Raw genomic sequence first — 21,128 nt, forward strand, 5'->3', positions numbered from 1 at the left:
AGGCCGTCGGGAGCAGAATGGGTCCATGACGACTCTCTTCCTGGCCAGGCACGGCGAAACCGTGTGGCACGCAGAACACCGGTACGCCGGGATGGCCGATGTCGGGCTCACCGAGACGGGTTATCGCCAGGCGGAATCGCTGGCGCTGTGGGCTGCCGAGGCGCGGCTGGACGCGGTCTACTCGTCGACGCTGAGCCGTGCGGTGCTGACCGCGGAGCCCAGTGCGCGGGCGCTCGGCGAGATCGTCGAAACCGACCCGGACCTGTGCGAAGTCGCCTTCGGCGTCGGAGAGGGCCGCACGCTCGACGAGCTGCGGCCCGACCATGCGGATGCCGTGGACGCGTTCGTCGCACGCCCGGCTGAGGCCGTTCTGCCCGGCGGCGAGCGCGGACTGGACGGCATCACCCGCTACCTGCGGGCGTTCGACCGCATCGAGGCGGCCTTTCCGGACGGCCGCGTGCTCGTCTCGTGCCACGGCACCGCGCTGCGGCTCACCCTGTGCGCTCTGCTGGGGATCGACCCCAACCGCTACCGGGAGCTCATGCCTGCGGTGCAGAACTGTTCACTCACGACTCTCGAGTACACCGACGGCCACGCCCGGCTGTATGCGTTCAACGTTCCCGCCGACGCCGCTGCGCACCGGTACTGAGGCCGGCGGCATCCGCTCGTTGGGACGTCCAGCGCCGACCTGCCCCGAAACGTTGTTCCCTGCGAGCAGGAACAGCACTTTCGGGCGACTCGATCCCACGGACAGCACGTCGGGGCAACTCGATCGCGCGACGTGTCAGGCCCGGGCAGCCGTGTGCCGGTCCAGCCACTCCACGAGGTCGGCGATGATCTCGGCGCGATTGGTCTCTCTGTAGATCTCGTGCCTGCACTCCGGGTAGATGCGCAGGGTCACATCGCTGAGCTTCGCCCGCTTCACGTAGGCGTTCCGCAGCATCGTCAGCCCGCGCGTCCCGCCGAGTGGGTCTTCCGCGCCACCCTGGATGAGCATCGGGATGTCACGGGGCATAGCCCGCGGGGGACGTCCGAGAAACGCGAACGCCTGCACCGGCGTCCAGGCCGGGGTCACCGCGATGTCGAAGTTCTGCTCGTCGGCGGTGAACGCCGCCCAGACAGCTTCGTCGCGACTGAGCCATTCCAGCCCGGTGGCCGTCGGTGATTTCCACTTCTTGTTGTAGTTGCCTGTGCCGATGACGCCGGGCACCGCGAGCGACGAGCCGCTGAGCACCACGGCGTCGTAGATGTTCGTGCGGTTGATGATCTTCTGCCCCATGAGCGAGCCCCAGCTGTGGGCGAGGAGCACGAGCGGGGTGTCGGGGTCATCGGCCCGGAGCCGTTCGCCCACCAGCTGGACGGCGGCCATCGCCGCCTTCGTCGTCTTCTCGCCGAGCTTTCCGACCCCGAGGTGGTGAAGCCCGGTCTGCCCGTGGCCGCGGTGGTCGTCGGCGACGACGGTGTACCCGGCGGCGTTGAGGTCCGCGGCGAGCGCCGTATAACGGCGCGCGTGCTCGCCGACGCCGTGACTGAGGTGGATGACCGCCTTCGCGTCGACCGCCTGCCACACGTAGTAGTAGATCGTGACCCCGCCCGCGTCGGTCAGGGTCCGGGTTTCGGGAGTCGTGGCATCCGCCCCGGTTCGATCGTCTTCGGCCATTTTCCCAGCGTAGTGAATCGGCCGCGCCGAACGGCAGTAACCTTGCTTAATTAGCCTTGCTAAACAGATGCTTAACATTGCTAACTATTCTGTTAGACTCGACCTCCGTGGCAAAGACAATCGCAGAGCAGGCAGCAGACCTGCGCATGGGCACCTTCAGGCTTGCGCGCCGGCTTCGCAACGAACGCGCGGACGACGACCTGAGCGACGGCCAGTTCTCGGTGCTCGGCGGCCTGTACACCCACGGACCCCACACCCTCAGCGGCCTGGCCGAACGTGACCATGTCTCTGCGCCGTCGATGAACCGCACGGTGAACTGCCTCGAGGAATCGGGCTACCTCACCCGGGTCGCCGACGCCGCGGACAAACGCCGCGTGACCATCGAACTGACGGATGCCGGCACGGCGATCGTCAAGGAAACCGTCAAGAAGAGAGACGCCTGGCTGCACCGCCAGTTGCGCACCCTCGACCCCGCCGACCGGGAGACCCTGGCGAAAGCCGCAGACCTGATGAGGAGAATCGCCACCCAGTGAGTGCAATGTTCCGTTCCCTGTCGAGCTACAACTACCGGTTGTGGTTCATCGGCGCGCTCGTGTCGAACATCGGCGCCTGGATGCAGACGACGACCCAGAGCTGGGTCGTGCTCACCGTTCTGACCGAGAACGACGCCGTTGCGGTCGGAATCACCATGGCCCTGCAGTTCGGGCCACAACTCCTGCTCGTGCCGGTCACCGGCCTCATCGCCGACCGCTTCGACCGGCGCAGGATTCTGCTCATCACGCAGTCCTCGCTCATGCTGCTCGGCGTCGGGCTCGGACTGCTCCTCATCCTCGGCCATGCGGAACTGTGGCACCTCTACCTCTTCGCCCTCCTTCTCGGAATCGTGAGCGCGTTCGACAATCCTGCGCGCCAGACCTTCGTCTCCGACCTCGTCGACGAGCACAACATGTCGAACGCCGTGGCGCTCAACTCCGCCTCGTTCAACCTGGCACGCATGATCGGCCCCGCCGTCGCCGGACTCCTCATCGTTGTGATCGGCTCCGGCTGGGTGTTCCTGGTCAACGCCTTCACCTTCCTGGCCGTGCTGCTCGCCCTCTCCAGACTGCGAACGGCGCAACTGCGCAAGCGCCCGCGGGCACCCCGCCAGCGCGGCCAGCTGGTCCAGGGCTTCCGTTACGTGCTCTCCCGCCCGGACCTCGGGGTGATCTTCGTCATCGTCTTCATCATGGGAGCGTTCGGTATGAACTTTCCGATCTTCGCATCGACGATGGCGGTGGAGCTCGGGGGCGGCGCCGGCGACTATGGCCTGCTCTCCTCCATTCTCGCGATCGGCTCGCTGACCGGCGCCCTGCTGGCCGCCCGGCGCGACCGGCCCCGCATGCGTGTCATCATCGCGGCCGTCGGCCTGTTCGCGGTCGCCGCGTTCGTGGCATCCGTCATGCCGACGTTCTGGACTTTCGGCGCGGCCCTCATCGTCATCGGGTTCGCCACCGTCACCATGCTGACCACCGCCAACGCCTTCGTGCAGACGACGACGGATGCCGCGGTGCGCGGCCGCGTCATGGCGCTGTACATGGCTGTTCTGATGGGCGGCACACCATTCGGCGCCCCGGTCGTCGGCGGTATCGCCAACGCCTGGGGCCCCCGGTGGGCCCTCGCCGCCGCCGGTGTGGCCGCCGCGATCGCGTGCCTGTTCGCCCTGACCTGGGCGGTTCTCGCCCGGAGCCTGCGCGTGCGCGTGCACCCCGAGTTCCGCTGGCGCCTCGTGCTCACCCACGCGGGCAAGCCGCTGCCGGTGTCGTCGCTCGTGCCCGAGGACTTCTCGGAGCAGATCGCATTCACGTCCCCGATTTCGCTGCGGGCGCTGGCGAAGCAGAAGCCGCGCATGGCGTACGACTCCGACGAGATTCGCTCGAGCGCGGGCGACCCGGTTTCGCGCCGGTGATTTTTCACCCGCGCCGGGCCGAAACACCCGCGCGAACGGTCGGGTGCCCTGCGGATGCCGCCGGCTCAGGATTCGCGCGTGATCTGCACCGTCACGAAGAGTTGTGAACTGAACGGGCCGGCGTACACCCCGCGCAGCGGCGACACATCCGAGTAGTCACGTCCCCGCCCGACGAGCACGTGCCGGTCTTCGATGTCGATGAGGTTGGTGGGGTCGTAGCCGCGCCAGGTGCCACAGTTCCACTCCACCCAGGCGTGGGACTCCCCGGTGATCGTCTCACCGATCTGGGCGTCGGACTTCGGCAGCAGGTAGCCGGACACATACCGGGCCGGGATGCCGACAGACCTGAGCGCTCCGATGGCGATGTGTGTGATGTCCTGGCACACGCCCTGTTTCTTCGCCCACGCGTCTGCCGCAGTGGTCCTCACGCCGGTGACTCCCTGCATGTAGGTGACCTGCCGACCGACCTCCTCGGCGATCTCCAGGCCGGCGTCGCACGGGTTCTCGTGGGCATCCGCGATCTCACGGGCGAGCGCGGCGAGATCGTCAGGAGGATCCGACCGTGGGGTCTGGGCGAGCTGCTCCACGGTCTCGATGCTCCGGCCGGCCTGCTGGCGCAGTTCTTCCCACGTCATCGCATGGTCGGGGTGCTGCCGCGGGCGCACCTCCACGAGGCTGGAGGCGGTGAGCGACATCTCGGTGTGGGGCGTGAGCACCTCGAACGACGTCACCCGGGTTCCGAAGTAGTCGACGTAGCCGTGCTGGGACGCAGGCGGCTGGATGTCGATGTGCGACGACAGCACGAACTGGCCGTCCGTGGTCGACGGCAGCATCCGCGCCTCGTTGTACGACGCGTTGACTTCGCCCTGATAGCTGAAGCCGGTGCGGTGGTGGATGCGCAGTCTTTTCACGAGTGTCCCCCGATCCAGCTCGGTTCGGCATGCGTCGGGAAGAACCGCTGCCGGATCGCCTCCGAGGTGTCGAGGGTGACCTGCTGGATGGCATCCATGTGCGGGAGCAGGTTGTCGAGCACCTCGCTGATCGGCGTGTACTCGAGGGTGCTGCGGGCCTGGCCGAGCAGGCGTTGCGCCTTGCCGCCGACGACGGCGCGATTCGAGTGTGGTTCAAGTTCTCGCATGCAATCCTCCGCCTGGCTCAGGGCGAACAGGATGGAGCGGGGGAACAGGCGGTCGAGAATGAGGAACTCTGCCGCATTCTTCGAGCTCGGCACTCCCCGATAGGTGCGAAGGTACGCCTCGTAGGCGCCGCACGACCGCAGAATGGTGGTCCAGCTGGGGCCGGATGCCTCGGTGAGCGACCGCGTCGCGAGCAGCCGGGCGGTCATGTCGGCGCGTTCGATGTTGCGGCCGAGCGTGAAGAAGTGCCAGGCCTCGTCGCGGCTCGTCGCCGAGTCGAAGATCCCGACGGCGAGGGCCGCGCGCTCGTGAACCCAGCCGAAGAATTCGTGCACCTTCTCACCCTGCAGCCGGCGCGGCATCCGGGCGCTCGTCGTGTTGAGGCACTCCCACACTTCGGTCGAGACGATCTCACGTGCACGGCGGGCGTTTTCGCGCGCCGCTGCGAGGGAATAGGCGATGGACGCCGGTTCTGAGCGGTCCATGGCGAGCCGCTGCAGGACGTCGCGTCGCTCCAGGCGCGCCTCTGCCGGTGCGACGCTCCCCATCACGCTCAGGAGGGAACGGCAGGCCGAGTCCTCATCGATCCACGGGTCCTCGAGCAGGAGTTGCAGGTGCACGTCGAGGATGCGCGCGGTGCCGTCGCTGCGTTCGATGTAACGGCCGATCCAGAACAGGCTTTCTGCGATTCGGCTCAGCATGTCGCGTCTCCTGCCTGCTGTTGCTGTTGCTCGTGCTGGTCGCCGCGACGGTGTGGTTCATCCTGCGGCGAGTGCTCGGGCTCATGCCGGTCGTCGTACACGATCGGGAGCGCCTGAGTGACGGTGGCCTGGTCGGCGACGAGCCCCTGGATGTCGTGAGGGCCAACGGTGGACCCGCGCCGCCCGACCACCCAGGTGTCCTTGGAGCCGCCACCCTGGCTGGAGTTCACGACGAGCTGGCCCTCGGGCAGTGCGACCCGGGTCAGGCCACCGGGCAGAACCCAGACGTCTTCGCCGTCGTTCACTGCGAACGGCCGCAGGTCGGCGTGCCGGGGGCGCATCCCGTCCTCGACCAAGGTGGGGATGGTGGACAGCATGACCACGGGCTGCGCGATCCAGCCCCGCGGGTCCTTGCGGAGCCGAGCCGCGAGAGCGTCGAGTTCTTTCTTCGACGCATCCGGTCCGACGACGAGTCCCTTTCCGCCGGACCCGTCGACGGGCTTCACCACGAGTTCATCGAGCCGGTCGAGGACCTCCTCGAGTGCTCCCGGATCCTCCAGGCGCCAGGTGTCGACGTTCGGCAGGATCGGCTCTTCGCTGAGGTAGTACCGGATGAGATCCGGCACGTAGGTGTAGACGAGCTTGTCGTCGGCGACACCGTTGCCGACCGCGTTCGCGATGGTGACGTTACCGAGGCGGGCGGCGAGCATGAGTCCCGGCGAGCCGAGGGTCGAGTCGGCGCGAAAAGTCAGCGGGTCGAGGAACTCGTCGTCGACCCGCCGGTAGATGACGTCGACGCGCTGCGGTCCGAAGGTGGTGCGCATGTACACCTTGCCGCCGGAGCAGAACAGGTCCCGCCCCTCGACGAGCTCGACGCCCATGAGCCGGGCGAGCAGGGTGTGCTCGAAGTACGCCGAGTTGTAGACGCCCGGGGTGAGCACGACCACGTTGGGCTCGTCGATGCCGTTCGGTGCGCTGGCGCGCAATGCCTGCAGCAGTTTGTTGGGGTAATCGCCGACCGGGCGCACCCGCATCGATACGAACAGTTCGGGCAGGGTCTGCGCCATCACGCGACGATTGGAGATGACGTAGCTCACGCCGCTCGGCACCCGCACGTTGTCTTCGAGTACCCGCATCTTGCCGGCGCCGTCGCGGATGAGGTCGATGCCTGAGACCTGGATGCGGACGTTGTTCGCGCTGACGATTCCGGCGGCCTGCCGGTGGAAGTGGCTCGAGGAGCTGATCAATGCGGCGGGAATCACTCCGTCGCGCACCGCATTCTGCCTGCCGTACACGTCGGCCAGGAAGGCCTCGAGGGCTCGCACCCTCTGCTTGATGCCGCCCTCGATTTCGGTCCACTCGTCCTGCTGGATCACACGGGGAACCGCGTCGAGCGGGAACGGTCGCTCCTCGCCGGCGAAGTCGAAGGTGACACCCTGGGCGAGGTACGAGCTCGCGAGTGCCTCCGTACGCCCGCGGAGGTCATCCTGGCTCATCTGTGCCAGTCCGGCATAGATCTCCCGGTACGCGTCACGCGATTCAGCCGGATGCCCCGGCGCGGGCGGGTCCTGGAACATTTCGTCCCACGGGACCTCGCCTGTGGCGCTGACCCGTGGTGCCAGGGTGCCGCCGTAGCCATCGAAGAGGTCCGCCATGGGCCGAGCGTAACCGGGGCGTGTTGCGGGCATGTTTCACCTTCAGGTCAGGAAGACGCCGTACCGTCAACGGCGATCAGGGGTGGTGCTGTGGATGCCCGGACGACGAGCTCCGGCTGAAAGACGACGTGCTCGTGGGTGAAGCCGTCAGGCGCGGCAGCCTCGCGAACGAGCAGGTCGACGGCCGTGTGGCCGATCAGGGCGCTCGGCTGGCGGACGGACGACAGCGGCACGACGGCCGCCGACGCGAAGTCGATGTCGTCGTAACCGATCAGTGCGATCTCCTCGGGCACACGGGCGGAACCGAGCATGCTCAGCGCCTGCAGCACGCCCATGGCGAGCAGGTCATTCGCGGCGAAGACGGCATCCGGCCGGGCCTCGGGGCTGCGTGCGAGGATCACCTCGCCGACGTGCCGGCCCTGCAGGACGGTCAGCGCTTCGGTTTCGACCACCTCGAGTTCGGTTCCGGGCGTCTCGGCGACGGCCTTGCGGGCGCCGGCGAGGCGGTCGGCGACCTGCTTCAGCCCGCCTGGACCACCGACGAAGGCGATCCGGCGGCGGCCCGTGTCGACCAGGTGCCGCACGGCCAGATAGCCGCCGGCGACGTCGTCGACCGATACCGAGGAGAACCGGTCGTCGTCGGTCTGGCGGTCGACGAGCACCGTCGGGATGCCGCGGCGCAGCAGGCGCTCGAGGCGAGCACTTTCGTCTCCCACGGGGGTGAGGAGCACCCCATGGACGCGTTGCTCCTCGAACAGGTCCAGGTACGATTTCTCGCGGTCCGCGTCCTCATCGCTGTTGCCAAGCAGAAGGGTGAGCCGCTCTTCGGCAGCCCGGTCCTCGGCGCCCCGCGCGACGTCGGTGAAGAAGGGATTCGAGACGTCCAGCACGATCATGCCGATGCTGCGGCTGCGTCCGGCGCGGAGTTGCCTGGCGGCGTCGTTACGGACGAACCCGAGGGTCTCGATCGCGGCCTGCACCCGCTCGATGGTCGCGGGTGACACCTTGTCAGGGCGGTTCAGGACGTTGGAGACCGTTCCGACGGACACGCCCGCGTGCCTGGCGACATCCCGCACGCTCATCGACGCCATTGCCGGCCCTCCCGCCCTCTGAGAGCCAGCCTAGGGTAACCACGGATCTGAAACGTGTCAGCGAGCGGATCTTGACGCATAGGCCTCCGGCACCTATATTCGAAGAATGCCTTTGAAACGATTCACGGCGGCAGTGTCGCTCCGCGAAAAAAACCCTCGCCACGGCACAGGGCGGGTTTGAGATGGAACGCGTGTGCTTCCAACTCCAGGTGAAGCCGGGTCGGATCGGCGAATACACCGAACGCCATCGGTCGATCTGGCCCGAGATGGCTGCGGCGCTCACGGCGACCGGCTGGAACAACTACTCCCTCTTTCTGCGACCGGACGGGCTGCTCATCGGCTACTTCGAAACCGAATCGCTTGAAGCGGCCCGCGCGGGCATGGCAGCGACCGACGTGAACGCTCGCTGGCAGCACGAGATGGCCGAGTTCTTCGAGGACCTCGACGGCATGCCGGACGAGGGATTCACCCGCATCCCCGAGGTCTTCCACCTCGAGGACCAACTGCCGGGAACCGGCCCGCCAGCATCCGCCTCCCAGGCAACGACCACCACCAGACCAAGAGACACAGAGAAGTGACACCATGACGACTTTCGACTCCATCGCCGACCAGCTGGCCCAGCAGGCCATCGAACTTCCGTCCTGGGCGTTCGGAAACTCGGGCACCCGCTTCAAGGTATTCGGCACACCCGGAACACCCCGCACGATCCAGGAAAAACTGACCGACGCGGCGCAGGTGCACAAGCTCACCGGCCTCGCGCCGACGGTTGCCCTGCACATCCCGTGGGACAAGGTCGACGACTACTCGGAGCTCCGCGACTTCGCCAGAGACCTCGGCGTCGACCTCGGCACCGTGAACTCGAACACGTTCCAGGACGACGTCTACAAGTTCGGCAGCCTCACCCACACCGACGCCGCGGTCCGACGCCAGGCGATCGACCACCACCTCGACTGCATCGACGTGATGGATGCCACGGGCTCGCGTGACCTCAAGATCTGGCTTGCCGACGGCACCAACTACCCCGGCCAGGGCGACATCCGCGGGCGCCAGGAGCGACTGGCCGATTCGCTGCAGCAGATCTACGCCCGCATCGGCGACGACCAGCGGCTCGTGCTGGAGTACAAGTTCTTCGAGCCGGCGTTCTATCACATGGATGTTCCCGACTGGGGAACCTCGTACGCCCACGTGACAGCACTCGGCGAGAAGGCTCTGGTGTGCCTCGACACCGGCCACCACGCCCCAGGTACCAACATCGAGTTCATCGTCGCCCAGCTCCTGCGCCTCGGCAAGCTCGGCTCGTTCGACTTCAACTCACGGTTCTACGCCGACGACGACCTCATCGTCGGTGCCGCAGACCCGTTCCAGCTCTTCCGCATTCTCTTCGAGGTCGTCCGAGGTGGCGGCTACGGACCCGACAGCCCGGTCGCGTTCATGCTCGACCAGTGCCACAACGTCGAGGACAAGATCCCCGGTCAGATCCGAAGCGTACTCAACGTGCAGGAGATGACCGCACGGGCCCTGCTCGTCGACCGGCTCGCCCTGACCGCCGCGCAGGACGCTGGGGACGTGCTGGGCGCAAACGCGATTCTGATGGACGCCTTCTACACGGATGTCCGTTCGGACCTGGCTGCGTGGCGGGAGTCACGCGGTCTTCCGGCCGACCCGATGGCTGCGTACGCGGCATCCGGCTACCAGCGGAAAATCGCCGAGGAACGCGTCGGCGGGCACCAGGCCGGCTGGGGTGCCTGAGCAGTTATCCACAGCTTTGTGAGGCGGGGGCACAACGACGCTCGAATGTCAGTGGTCGGTGGTGTACTAAAACCATGAACCAGCCACGCACACTCTCCACCCCGGCACCGGTTGTGCTTGGCGGGGCGAGCGTGTGCGGCCGGTTGCTGACCTCGACACCCGGTGGTGACCTGGAGCCATGAACCCTCCGGTGAGCGCCCTCCGCCCGGCATCAGATGTGCCCGGCGAAGTGCAGGCGCTCGACGGGGTGCTGGCCCACCTCGGTGAGGTGATCGACACGCTCGATCTCGACTACCTCAGTCGGCTCGACGGCGATACGGTGCTCACCGTGCTGGCGAAGACCGCGGCGTTGGGGCGCGGCGTCGAGGCCATCCTGTCGGCGGCGAGCGCCGAAGTGGCGGTCCGCTCGGATCCGGTGCGCGGAAGCGAGGGTCTCGCGGCGAGGCTGAACTTCGCACAACCGTCACACCTGATCGAAATGGTCGCCGGCGTCTCAGCGGCGACGGCAGCGCGGCTCATGCGAGTCGGTTCGCGCACCTCCCCCCGGGCCACCGATTCAGGTCTCCCGCTCCCGCCGCTGTTTCCGGCCGTGGGCGAGGCGATGAAGGCCGGGCTGATCGGTGTCGAGACGGCCGAGGTCATCACCCGTGAACTCACCGTGGCTGCGCCCCGAGCAGAGGTCGAAGAACTCGCCGTCGCCGAGCGGATTCTGGTCGGCCAAGCCACAGGATCCGGTGATGACGCAGGCCTACCGATGCCACCGGACCTCATTGCCATCCAGGCGCGGCAGTGGCGTGATCGTCTCGACCAGGACGGCACCGAACCCCGCGCCGACAAGGCGTTCCAGAACCGCGACTTCTGGGTTTCCCGGACCCCGGTGAATGGCCTGGTGAAATTCGGCGGCAAGGTCACGGTCGATGTCGGCGCGAAACTGCAGGCCTTGTTCAACTCCATCCTCACTCCTCGCTCAGCACCACGGTTTCTCGCCGACGAAGAAGAAGCCGATCGGAGCGACGCCGCGAACGACGCCACAACCACGGATGCCACGGTCACGGATGCCACACTCACGGATGCGGCCACCAGGGATGCGGCCACCAGGGATGCGACCATCAGGGATGCGACCATCACGGGCGGATCCACCGAGAAGTCGGTAGCCGACGCCGGATCAGGCCCAACGCGACCAGCTGGATCAGATCAGCGGGTTCCCAAGGAGACCCGCACTCCCGGGCAGATACGCGCCGACGTCTTCGCCGCGATGATCGACTCGCTTGCCCGCTCCACCGACGTCCCCACCGTCTCGGGAGCGGCACCGACCGTCGTCGTCCGCGTCACAGCCGAGGTTCTCAAAAAACAGAAAGGCACCGGCGAGATCGTGGGAGTGTCGGATCTGATTCCGTACTCGACGATCAAGCAAATCCTGTGCGACGGCTCCGTCCTTCCGGCGGTGATCGATCCGGACGGAGCACTTGTCGCCCTCGGCACGGAACAACGGCGTTTCAATCGACCGCAGCGAATGGGCATGATCGCGCGTGACGGACCGACCTGCGGCATCCCCGGCTGCATGATCCCGGCCACCGCCTGCGAGGCCCACCACATCATCGAACATCACGAGCAGGGCAAGACTCATACCGACAACGGCGCGCTCTACTGCTGGTTCCACCACCGCATGATCGACACCGGTGTGTTCTCGGTCGAGATGGTCGACGGCCGGCCGGTGGTCACGATCCCGGACTGGCTGCTGCGGAAGCCGTACTTTCAGTGAGATGCGGCTCCCGCGCGGCCGACAGTCGCTGACGGACTCACGTCGGACAGGCGCCGCGGACTCAAGTTCGACAGGCGCCGCCGCGGGCATGGGAGGCCGGGACGCGAACGGAGAGCCTCAACTCAGGACGGCGACCCAGGACAGCGACCCAGAACAGCGACCCAGGACAGCGACCCAGGACAGCGACCCAGGACAGCGACCCGGAACAGTGACCCGGAACAGTGACCCGGAACAGCGACCCGAACTGCGACTAGGACCTCGGATTGCCCGGTGTCGCAGGTTTTGAGTGGTCCTGAGAGCTTGGGCGGTCGCGAGGACTCGGGTGGCCGCGAAGGCTCAGGAGCCCACCGGCCACGCAGTACGCGATCAGCACACCCAACGGTATGAGAACAGAGAAAGCCACGCCGACCATCGCCATCCCCTGCCAGCCCTCGCTCCGCGCATACGGGATAGCGGATGAAACGGCGAAGAACGCCACGGGAATCGCCGCGACAACGAACGCCACGAGAGCGCGCGACCCAAAGCCTCGCTTTCGCACCAGCAGATTCCCGAGGGCCACGAAAACGGCCCACACCGTGATTGGGGCCGCAAGGAAAGCGACCGCCTGCACCATCCGCACGGCGAAGTCGAGACCCGACGTGTACGGCTCGGCGATCGGCACGTTATTGCGCACCGCATTGGCGGAATAGAGCAACAGCCAGACCGTGACAATCCCCAGGAGAATTACGCCCGTGGCCGCGGGCTCCGTGTACCACCGGGTCGCCTCAGGATCCGCCCTTTTGGGAACACCATCTGCCATGTCGCTTCACCCGACGCGATCGAGGAAGGCCAGCACGCGTTCCTTCAGGAGACTCGTCGCGGCGTCGTCATACGAGTCGAGACTGCTGTCGGCGAAGAGGTGCCTGTCGCCGGGGTACAGGAACAATTCGGCGTCCTCTGCATCATCGACCAGCGCGCGCGCCTCATCGATGTCACCCGAATCGACGAACTCCGGGTCGCCGTCCATGGCGTGGATCTGAACAGGCACTCCAGCCGGCCAGCGATCACTGAATTCCGAGACCGGCAGGGCCGCGTGGAAGAGCAGGGCCGCCTGCGCGCCCGGCCGGGTCTGGGCAAGCAGTTGGGCCGGCATCCCGCCAAGCGAGAACCCGGCGTAGACGAGCTCGTTCGGCAGAGAGTCCGCAGCCGCCCGCCCGAGCTCGAGGACGGTGTCGAACCCGAGCCTGCGGACATAAGCCATGCCATCGTCCAGGTCCTGGAACGTGTTGCCGTCGTAGAGATCGGGCACGTGCACGGTGTGACCGGCATCACGGAGGGTGTCGGCGAAGGCGTGCACGCCGGGCGTCAGGCCCTGGGCGTGGTGAAACAGCAGGATCTCGGACATTTCTTGGACGGCTCCCGGCTCAGGCCCCGTTGGGCTCAATTCGACCGAGTATGGCCGAAGAGGCAGACGACCGGAAGGGGCTTCGCACCTGCGTCAGCAGCGCGAAGGCTGCCGTCGACCGGGATCCGTGACCGATCCAGCGATAGCATTTCAGCGAAGACAGGAGCACGACATGGCAACGACGTCGACCGTTGACGCTGAATCCCGCCGCGAGCGCCTGCTGGAAATCCTCAACGCCGACGGCATCATCAGGCTCGATGCGGCTGCCGAGCGGCTCGGCGTCTCGCCGATGACCGTGCGGCGTGACCTCGCGGACCTCGAAACGGATGGCCAGCTGCGGCGTGTGCGAGGCGGCGCGGTGCCGTCGCTTCGGCCTCGCTCCTTCGTCGAGCGGATGTCGATCGGGGCCGAAGCGAAGCTCGTCATCGCCGACAAGGCGCGCGCTCTCGTGCCCGCGGCGGGCGCCGCGGCTTTCGATGCGTCGTCGACGGTCGGAACCCTGCTGTCCCGGCTGGAGGGAGCATCCGACCTCTCCATCGCGACCAATTCGTATGAAAACTTCCAGGTGGCGCGCCGCCTGCCGGGCGCGCACGCGCTTCTCATCGGCGGAGAGGCCGAGGAACGCACAGACAGTTTCGTCGGGCTCCTGGCCTGCCAGGCGGCCGGCTCTCTTCACTATTCGCGGTTCTTCACCTCGTCGGCGGCCGCAGACCCCGCCCGCGGAACGAGCGAGGTCACCCTCGCCGAAACGCAGGTGAAGCTGGCTTTCGTCGAGGCGTCCGATGAGACCGTCCTCCTTGTCGATTCCACGAAGCTCGGCCAGCGGGCCCTCGCCCGGGCCCTGGACTGGGACCGGATTGACACCATGGTGACGGAACTCGACCCGGCAGACGAGCGGCTGGACGCCTACCGGGAGCTCACCAATCTGTTGTGACGTCTTGACCATCCCAACAGCTGCTGTTACTTTGTGTAATAAGTAACACAAACAAACAGGAGATGGGCGCATGACCGAGGACACCGCAGCAGCACTTCTTGCACGCAGCAATCGGCTCGGCGCCGATCCGAAAAACACGAACTACGCCGGTGGAAACACCTCGGCGAAGGGCACGGGAACCGACCCCGCCACGGGCGAAGATGTCGAGCTGCTCTGGGTCAAAGGCTCAGGCGGCGACCTCGGCACCCTCACGGCCGAAGGGCTCGCGGTGCTGCGCCTCGACCGGATGCGGGCGCTCCAGAACGTATACCCGGGCCTCGACCGCGAAGACGAGATGGTCGCCGCCTTCGACTACACACTGCACGGCAAGGGCGGGGCCGCCCCGTCGATCGACACGGCCATGCACGGCCTCGTCGACGCGGCGCACGTCGACCACCTTCACCCCGACTCCGGCATCGCCCTCGCCACGGCCGCCGACGGTGAAGAGCTCACGAAGACGATCTTCGGCGACAAAGTCCTCTGGGTCCCCTGGCGCCGCCCCGGCTTCCAGCTCGGCCTCGACATCGCGAAGATCAAGGCCGAGAACCCGGATGCCGTCGGCTGCATCCTCGGCGGACACGGCATCACTGCGTGGGGCGACACGAGCGACGAGTCCGAGAAGAACTCGCTCTGGATCATCGACACCGCCGCCGAGTACATCGCCGCGAACTCGCGTCCCGAGCCGTTCGGCCCCGCCCTTGACGGGTACGGTGCGCTCCCGGAAGCGGAGCGCCGCGCCAAGGCCGCCGCCCTCGCACCGACCCTCCGCGGGCTCGCGTCCACCGACAGGCCGCAGGTCGGCCACTTCACCGACGACGCTGTCGTCCTCAACTTCCTCGCCAGCGCCGAGCACCCCCGGCTTGCCGCGCTCGGCACGAGCTGCCCCGACCACTTCCTCCGCACCAAGGTGAAGCCGCTTCTCGTCGACCTGCCGGCATCCGCGTCGGTGGAAGAGACGATCGAACGCCTGCACGCCCTGCACGAGGAGTACCGGGCCGACTACACCGCGTACTACGAGCGGAACGCGGTTTCGACAGGCTCAACCACCGAGTGGCCCGCGATCCGCGGCGCAGACCCCCTCATCGTGCTCGTCCCCGGCGTCGGCATGTTCAGTTACGGCGCGAACAAGCAGACCGCCCGTGTCGCGAGCGAGTTCTACCTCAACGCCATCAACGTCATGCGCGGCGCCGAGGGCCTGTCCACCTACGCCCCCATCGACGAGGCCGAGAAGTTCCGCATCGAGTACTGGGCGCTCGAAGAAGCCAAGCTGCAGCGCATGCCGAAGCCGAAGCCGCTCGCCACCCGCGTCGCCCTCGTGACCGGTGCCGCCGGCGGAATCGGCAAGGCCATCGCCGTCCGGCTCGCCGCCGAGGGCGCCTGCGTCGTCATCGCCGACCTGTCGCTCGAGAAGGCGCAGGAAGCCGCCGCCGAGATCGGGAACACGGATGTCGCCATCGGAGTCGCCGCTGACGTCTCGAACGAACAGGCTGTGCAGGCCGCGATCGACGCCGCCGTGCTCGCGTTCGGCGGACTCGACCTGGTCGTGAACAACGCCGGGCTGTCGCTGTCCAAGTCGCTGCTCGACACGACCGAAGCGGACTGGGACCTGCAGCACAACGTCATGGCGAAGGGCTCCTTCCTCGTCTCGAAGGCCGCGGCGCGCGTGCTCATCGACCAGAAGCTCGGCGGCGACATCATCTACATCTCGTCGAAGAACTCGGTCTTCGCCGGCCCGAATAACATCGCGTACTCGGCGACGAAGGCAGACCAGGCCCACCAGGTGCGGCTGCTCGCCGCCGAACTCGGCGAGTACGGCGTCAAGGTCAACGGCATCAACCCCGACGGCGTCGTGCGCGGCTCCGGGATCTTCGCCTCGGGCTGGGGTGCGAACCGTGCCAAGACCTACGGCATCGAAGAAGAGGACCTCGGCAAGTTTTACGCCCAGCGCACCATCCTCAAGCGCGAGGTCGTCCCGGAGAACGTGGCCAACGCCGTGTTCGTGCTCTGCACGAGCGACCTCTCGCACACGACCGGCCTGCACATCCCCGTGGATGCCGGCGTCGCGGCCGCGTTCCTCCGATGAGTGCGCCAGGCCAGGTCATCCGTTTCGGTCCAGGTCATCCGGTACGCCGGGTGACCGCGTCCGAAACGGGTGACGTCGTGCGCGGGTTCGAGCGATGAGCACGGGAACCGTCGCCGCCGTCGACCTCGGCGCGACGAGCGGGCGGGTCATGCTCGGCCACGTCGCCCCTCACCAGCTGCGGCTCGAGCCTGTGCACCGGTTCCCCAACGGACCGACGAGCACCGACGACGGGTTGCACTGGGACGCGACCGGACTGTTCCGGTCCGTTCTCACCGGCCTCACCGAAGCCGCGCGCCGCGAGCCGGCCATCCAGAGCATCGGCATCGACTCCTGGGCGGTGGACTACGCCCTGATGTCAGACGGGCGGATGCTGTCGGAACCGTTCCACTACCGCGACGACCGCACCGCGCGCGGGGTCGCCGCCGTGCACGGTCGCGTGCCCTTCGCCGAGCTGTATGCGCAGAACGGGTTGCAGTTCCTCCCGTTCAACACGCTGTACCAGCTGGCCGCGGACGCCCGCCTGCACGATGCCGACTCGGTGCTGCTCATCCCTGACCTCCTGGCGCACTGGCTCACCGGTGCCCGCGGTGCCGAGGTCACGAACGCGTCGACCACGGGACTGCTGTCGCGCGACGGAGCCTGGAACGACGACCTGGTCGCCCGCCTCGGTTTTCCGCGCGGCGTCTTCCCGCCGCTCGTCGAGCCGGGGACGCTGCTCGGCACGGTGCTGCCCGCCATCGCCGCCGAAACCGGGCTCTCGCCGCAGACCCCGGTGACCGCCGTCGGGTCGCATGACACGGCATCCGCTGTCGTGGCCGTGCCGATGACGACACCGAACGCCGCGTGGATCTCCTGCGGAACCTGGGGCCTCGTCGGACTCGAACTCGACAGCCCCGTGCTGACCGACGCCAGCCGTCAGGCCAACTTCACGAACGAGGGCGGCGTCGACGGGCGGGTGCGGTTCCTCCACAACGTGATGGGACTCTGGCTGCTCAGCGAATCGGTCCGCACCTGGGAACGCGAATCAGCCGAGGTCATCGACCTGGCCGCTCTCCTCGCCCAGGCTGCGGCCGTCACCACCCCGATGCCCGTCTTCGACGCCGACGACCCGCGCTTCCTCCAGCCCGGCGACATGCCCGCACGCATCGCCGACGTGCTCACCGAGCAGGGAAAACCCGTCCCGCGCACGAAGGCCGAGTTCGTCCGCTGCATCCTCGAAAGCCTCGCGGATGCCTTCGCGCGCGCCGTCCACACGGCATCCGACCTCGCGAGCGTCCCGGTTTCGGTCGTGCACATCGTCGGGGGCGGCTCGCTCAACACCCTGCTGTGCCAGCTCACTGCGGATCGCGCCGGACTTCCGGTGCTCGCCGGCCCGGTTGAGGCCACCGCACTCGGGAATGTGCTGGTCCAGGCGCGGGCAGTCGGCCTCATCGACGGCGACCTCGAGTCGCTGCGCGCGCTCGTCGCCACGTCGTTCGAGCCGGTGAGGTACACCCCGAGCTCGCGCTAAGGGACGAGCAGGACGATTCCCGCGACAACGCTCGCGACGGCCAGAGCGAGGGCGATGGCGACGAGAACGACATGGACCCTCAGGAAGGCCGTCGCCTTGCCGCTCGCGTTCCGGGCGCGCGGGTCGCGGGAAACCCGGCGAAGGAACTGGGGCCACGCGACAACATTGAACAGCGCGTTCGCGAACAGAACCACGACGGCAAACAGTGAGTCCATCCCCCGAACCTAACAGCGGGCACCCGGCCGGGCGGCATCCGCTTCGATAGGCTCGAGGCATGACTACTCCGTTGCGCGTCGGCGTACCAGGCACCACCCTCCAGAAGGCCATCGGCGACATCGACAATGTCGAGTTCGTGTCGTGGGACATGTCCGGGCCCCCGCCGGTCCCGACGTTCGACATCGTGGTGCAGCCGTACATGGGCGGGACGACGAAGCTCGGCGCCCTCGCCGGAGTCCCAACCCGGCTCGTGCAGAGCCAGTCGATCGGTTACGACGGCGTCGACGAGGTGCTGCCTCCCGGCAATGTCTTCGCGAACGCGTCGAGCGTTCATGAGACGTCGACCGCCGAGCTGACGCTCGCGCTGATCCTGGCTGCGCAGCGCGGCATCCCTGACTTCGTTCGCGCCGCAGGCGTTGGACGCTGGGCTCCGGCCCGCCACGCGAGCCTGGCCGACCGCACCGTGCTGCTGCTCGGCTACGGCGGTGTGGGCAAGGCCATCGAAGACCGCCTCCTCCCCTTCGAGGTGACCGTCGTACGCGTCGCCACGACCGCACGCACCGACGAGCGCGGCGCGATCCACGGCATCGATGAACTGCCCCGGTTGCTGCCCCAAGCCGACATCGTCGTCGTGGGTGTTCCTCTCAACGACAGCACCACGGGACTCGTCGATGACGAGTTCCTGGCGGCCATGCGCGACGGCGCCCTGCTCGTCAACATCGCCCGCGGTGCGGTGGCGAACACCGACGCGATCCTCCGCTCCGCCGAGTCCGGGAGACTGCGGTTCGCACTCGACGTGACGGACCCCGAGCCGCTGCCGGACGGGCATCCGCTCTTCGCTCTGACCAACGTGCTCATCAGCCCGCACGTCGGTGGCGCCTCCACCGCCATGATGCCGCGGATGGCGCAGCTGGTCAGGGAGCAGATCGAGCGGATGCAGCGCGGCGACGAACCGGTCAACGTGGTGCTGCGCACGTAGTGCCGCTGTAGCTTCCGGGCGAGCGGCCCACGCGGGTCGTTTCGCGTCGCGCGGGCGCACGAGCGCCCGCTTCGCGTAAAGGGACCCGCGCGGGGCATTGCGGCTCCCGCGTCCGTCGAACGTGCCGGCCAAACGTGCCAGCCTGGAAATGCGCCCAGCCGGCAACGGGCCCGCACAGGGAAGCCGAAACTGTGTAAACTGTGTGGTCTGACCACACAGGGAACGGGAGCAGCGTGACGGACGAACCTCGCGCCTGGCAGGTGGTGCTCGAGTCGATCGAGCGCGACCTGCTCGACGGTCGGTTGCGCCCCGGCGACCACCTCCCGGGCGAGCGCGCCCTCTCCGCCGACCTCGGCGTCGGCCGCTCGAGCGTGCGGGAGGCACTCCGGGTGCTGGAGGTGCTCGGGCTCATCCGCACCGCGACCGGCTCAGGGCCCAACTCAGGAGCGATCATCGTCGCCCTGCCGGGAGGCGGCATGTCCTCGCTCATGCGCCTGCAGGTTGCCGCGACCGGCTTCGCCGTCGCCGACATCGTGAAGACGCGCCTCGTGCTCGAAACCGCTGTCGCCGCCGAACTCGCCGATGCGTCGCCCCGGCCGGACCTCACGGCATCCGCCGACCTGCTCGACGCCATGGAGTCGCGCGCGCTCCCGGCGGCCGAGTTCCTTGCTCTCGACGCGCAGTTCCACCTGGCGCTGGCGGAGGCGTCCGGTAACCAGGTCATCGCCGCGACGATGGCCGGACTGCGGAGCTCCATCGAGCGCTATGTGCGCCAAGGTGCGGCGACGCTGCCGTCCTGGCCCGAGACGTCGGCCCGGCTGATGCGCGAACACCGCAGCATTCTCGCCGCGATCGAGTCCGGCGAGGCGGCGAGCGCCCGCGAGCTCGTTCACGCCCACATCTCCGGTTACTACGCCGAAACCAACCTGCCCACCCGTAGGACGCCGACAGAAAGAGACCCTCATGGTTGAGAGACGAATCCCCAAGGTGCGAGACCTCGCGCCGCTGATGCAGTTCAAGAAGCCCGAGTTGAACGCCCGCACCCGGCACCTGGCCGCCGCGACGAGCATCGCCGACCTGCGCCACATCGCGAAGCGCGTCACCCCGAAGGCCCCGTTCGACTACACCGACGGCGCCGCCGAGGGCGAGATCTCGCTTAGCCGCGCCCGGCAGGCGTTTGAAGACATCGAGTTCCACCCGGCAGTGCTCCGCGACGTGTCGACGGTCGACACCACCCGGGACGTGCTCGGCAAGACGAGCGCGCTGCCCTTCGGCATCGCCCCGACCGGCTTCACCCGCATGATGCAGACCGAGGGCGAGCGCGCCGGAGCGACCGCCGCCGAAGCCGCAGGCATCCCCTTCACACTGTCCACCATGGGCACGACCTCGATCGAAGACGTCGCCGCGGCCGCCCCCGGCGGGCGGAACTGGTTCCAGCTCTACATGTGGACCGACCGCGACCGCTCCCTCGCCCTCGTCGACCGCGCCCAGGCCGCCGGCTACGACACCCTCATGGTCACCGTCGACACCCCGGTGGCCGGGGCCCGGCTCCGCGACGTGAAGAACGGCCTGTCGATCCCGCCGGCGCTCACCCCGAAGACCGTGATCAACGCGCTGCCCCGGCCGGCCTGGTGGATCAACTTCCTCACCACCGAACCCCTCGCGTTCGCGAGCCTGGACCGCTGGTCCGGAACCGTCGCCGCCCTCATCGACACGATGTTCGACCCGACCGTCGGCCCCGACGAAGTGCGCTTCATCCGCGAACAGTGGAAGGGCAAGCTCGTCGTGAAGGGCATCCAGTCCGTCGCCGACGCCCGCCTCGCCGTCGAGCTCGGCGCCGACGCCATCATCCTGTCGAACCATGGCGGCCGCCAGCTCGACCGCGCCCCGATCCCGTTCCACCTGCTGCCCGCCGTGGTCCGCGAGGTCGGGTCCGAGGTCGAGGTCCACCTCGACACCGGCATCATGAACGGCGCCGACATCGTGGCATCCGTCGCGCTCGGTGCCCAGTTCACCCTCATCGGACGCGCCTACCTCTACGGCCTCATGGCCGGGGGCCGTGAGGGCGTCGACCGCACCATCGAGATCCTCTCGGCCGAGATCCGCCGCACGATGAAGCTGCTCGGGGTGGCAAGCCTCGACGAGCTCGAACCCCGCCACGTCACCCAGCTGGCCCGGCTCGTGCCGTACGCGCTCCCCGCGGCGGATGCGGTCGCCCAACGCTGAGGTCTGACACTCGGGAGGATAATTCGCGGGTTCATCGTCGCTACGGCGACGGACCCCC

The 21,128-nt window shown here is 67.8% G+C and carries 20 protein-coding genes; 12 read left to right on the forward strand and 8 right to left on the reverse strand.

Features of this window, described 5'->3' with window-relative positions:
* The first annotated feature begins 25 nt into the window (after positions 1-25).
* Positions 26-649, forward strand: a complete 624-nt coding sequence (locus tag ABIE24_RS04865) for a histidine phosphatase family protein (RefSeq protein WP_354497362.1) — start codon at positions 26-28, stop codon at positions 647-649.
* A gap of 135 nt (positions 650-784) precedes the next feature.
* Here ABIE24_RS04865 and ABIE24_RS04870 read toward each other — a convergent pair whose 3' ends face one another.
* Entirely contained in the window at positions 785-1,660 is an 876-nt protein-coding gene (locus ABIE24_RS04870) for an alpha/beta hydrolase (protein WP_354497364.1), read from the reverse strand.
* Between the two features lie 107 nt (positions 1,661-1,767).
* Here ABIE24_RS04870 and ABIE24_RS04875 point away from each other — a divergent pair, with 107 nt between their 5' ends.
* Together ABIE24_RS04875 and ABIE24_RS04880 are read left to right on the forward strand one after the other, a co-directional pair.
* Complete coding sequence (locus ABIE24_RS04875) at positions 1,768-2,193, forward strand: MarR family winged helix-turn-helix transcriptional regulator (RefSeq protein WP_354497366.1); 426 nt, start codon at positions 1,768-1,770, stop codon at positions 2,191-2,193.
* A gap of 5 nt (positions 2,194-2,198) precedes the next feature.
* Entirely contained in the window at positions 2,199-3,605 is a 1,407-nt protein-coding gene (locus ABIE24_RS04880; protein WP_354498105.1) for an MFS transporter, read from the forward strand.
* Positions 3,606-3,670: 65 nt separating this feature from the next.
* Here the strand turns inward: ABIE24_RS04880 and ABIE24_RS04885 are convergent, their stop codons facing one another.
* Genes ABIE24_RS04885 through ABIE24_RS04900 form a run of 4 tightly spaced genes read right to left on the reverse strand, consistent with a single transcriptional unit; the run spans position 3,671 to position 8,188 of the window.
* Positions 3,671-4,516 carry a transglutaminase family protein gene (locus ABIE24_RS04885; RefSeq protein ID WP_354497367.1) on the reverse strand — a complete coding sequence of 282 codons (846 nt, stop codon included), beginning with the start codon at positions 4,514-4,516 and terminating at the stop codon, positions 3,671-3,673.
* Positions 4,513-5,442, reverse strand: a complete 930-nt coding sequence (locus ABIE24_RS04890) for an alpha-E domain-containing protein (RefSeq protein ID WP_354497368.1) — start codon at positions 5,440-5,442, stop codon at positions 4,513-4,515. Before ABIE24_RS04890 ends, ABIE24_RS04885 begins: the two co-directional genes overlap by 4 nt.
* Entirely contained in the window at positions 5,436-7,097 is a 1,662-nt protein-coding gene (locus ABIE24_RS04895) for a circularly permuted type 2 ATP-grasp protein (protein WP_354497370.1), read from the reverse strand. Before ABIE24_RS04895 ends, ABIE24_RS04890 begins: the two co-directional genes overlap by 7 nt.
* 47 nt (positions 7,098-7,144) lie before the next feature.
* On the reverse strand, positions 7,145-8,188 hold the full coding sequence (locus ABIE24_RS04900; protein ID WP_354497372.1) for a LacI family DNA-binding transcriptional regulator: 1,044 nt from the start codon (positions 8,186-8,188) through the stop codon (positions 7,145-7,147).
* Between the two features lie 182 nt (positions 8,189-8,370).
* Here ABIE24_RS04900 and ABIE24_RS04905 point away from each other — a divergent pair, with 182 nt between their 5' ends.
* The 3 genes from ABIE24_RS04905 (at position 8,371) to ABIE24_RS04915 (ending at position 11,699) form a co-directional block, all read left to right on the forward strand.
* Positions 8,371-8,766 (forward strand): L-rhamnose mutarotase, encoded by a 396-nt coding sequence (locus tag ABIE24_RS04905; RefSeq protein ID WP_354497374.1) that lies wholly within the window; start codon positions 8,371-8,373, stop codon positions 8,764-8,766.
* Positions 8,767-8,770: 4 nt separating this feature from the next.
* A complete protein-coding gene (gene rhaI, locus ABIE24_RS04910) occupies positions 8,771-9,937 on the forward strand; it encodes an L-rhamnose isomerase (RefSeq protein ID WP_354497376.1) in 1,167 nt (388 codons plus the stop codon).
* A gap of 178 nt (positions 9,938-10,115) precedes the next feature.
* Positions 10,116-11,699, forward strand: coding sequence for an HNH endonuclease signature motif containing protein (locus ABIE24_RS04915; RefSeq protein WP_354497378.1), 1,584 nt, complete (start codon positions 10,116-10,118; stop codon positions 11,697-11,699).
* Positions 11,700-11,949: 250 nt separating this feature from the next.
* Here the strand turns inward: ABIE24_RS04915 and ABIE24_RS04920 are convergent, their stop codons facing one another.
* Positions 11,950-12,498, reverse strand: coding sequence for a hypothetical protein (locus ABIE24_RS04920; RefSeq protein ID WP_354497379.1), 549 nt, complete (start codon positions 12,496-12,498; stop codon positions 11,950-11,952).
* A gap of 6 nt (positions 12,499-12,504) precedes the next feature.
* Positions 12,505-13,083, reverse strand: a complete 579-nt coding sequence (locus ABIE24_RS04925; protein WP_354497381.1) for a dienelactone hydrolase family protein — start codon at positions 13,081-13,083, stop codon at positions 12,505-12,507.
* Between the two features lie 172 nt (positions 13,084-13,255).
* Here ABIE24_RS04925 and ABIE24_RS04930 point away from each other — a divergent pair, with 172 nt between their 5' ends.
* The 3 genes from ABIE24_RS04930 to ABIE24_RS04940 all read left to right on the forward strand — a co-directional run bounded on the left by ABIE24_RS04930 (position 13,256) and on the right by ABIE24_RS04940 (position 17,649).
* On the forward strand, positions 13,256-14,017 hold the full coding sequence (locus ABIE24_RS04930) for a DeoR/GlpR family DNA-binding transcription regulator (protein ID WP_354497382.1): 762 nt from the start codon (positions 13,256-13,258) through the stop codon (positions 14,015-14,017).
* A gap of 70 nt (positions 14,018-14,087) precedes the next feature.
* Positions 14,088-16,139 (forward strand): bifunctional aldolase/short-chain dehydrogenase, encoded by a 2,052-nt coding sequence (locus tag ABIE24_RS04935; RefSeq protein ID WP_354497384.1) that lies wholly within the window; start codon positions 14,088-14,090, stop codon positions 16,137-16,139.
* Positions 16,140-16,233: 94 nt separating this feature from the next.
* Positions 16,234-17,649, forward strand: a complete 1,416-nt coding sequence (locus ABIE24_RS04940; RefSeq protein WP_354497386.1) for a rhamnulokinase — start codon at positions 16,234-16,236, stop codon at positions 17,647-17,649.
* Here ABIE24_RS04940 and ABIE24_RS04945 read toward each other — a convergent pair.
* Positions 17,646-17,864, reverse strand: coding sequence for an SCO4848 family membrane protein (locus tag ABIE24_RS04945; protein WP_354497388.1), 219 nt, complete (start codon positions 17,862-17,864; stop codon positions 17,646-17,648). The two genes, ABIE24_RS04940 and ABIE24_RS04945, sit on opposite strands and share 4 nt — an antisense overlap.
* 59 nt (positions 17,865-17,923) lie before the next feature.
* Between ABIE24_RS04945 and ABIE24_RS04950 the strand changes: the two genes are divergently transcribed.
* The 3 genes from ABIE24_RS04950 (at position 17,924) to ABIE24_RS04960 (ending at position 21,070) form a co-directional block, all read left to right on the forward strand.
* Positions 17,924-18,844 (forward strand): 2-hydroxyacid dehydrogenase, encoded by a 921-nt coding sequence (locus ABIE24_RS04950; protein WP_354497390.1) that lies wholly within the window; start codon positions 17,924-17,926, stop codon positions 18,842-18,844.
* Positions 18,845-19,077: 233 nt separating this feature from the next.
* The gene (locus ABIE24_RS04955) at positions 19,078-19,815 is read left to right on the forward strand and encodes a FadR/GntR family transcriptional regulator (RefSeq protein WP_354497391.1); all 738 of its coding nucleotides are present in this window, start codon (positions 19,078-19,080) and stop codon (positions 19,813-19,815) included.
* Positions 19,808-21,070 carry an alpha-hydroxy acid oxidase gene (locus tag ABIE24_RS04960; RefSeq protein ID WP_354497393.1) on the forward strand — a complete coding sequence of 421 codons (1,263 nt, stop codon included), beginning with the start codon at positions 19,808-19,810 and terminating at the stop codon, positions 21,068-21,070. The genes ABIE24_RS04955 and ABIE24_RS04960 overlap by 8 nt, the downstream gene beginning before the upstream one ends.
* Positions 21,071-21,128 lie beyond the last annotated feature (58 nt).

Origin of the sequence: Mycetocola sp. 2940 (assembly GCF_040548835.1) — a bacterium.
In the GTDB taxonomy this organism is placed as follows: domain Bacteria; phylum Actinomycetota; class Actinomycetes; order Actinomycetales; family Microbacteriaceae; genus Mycetocola_A.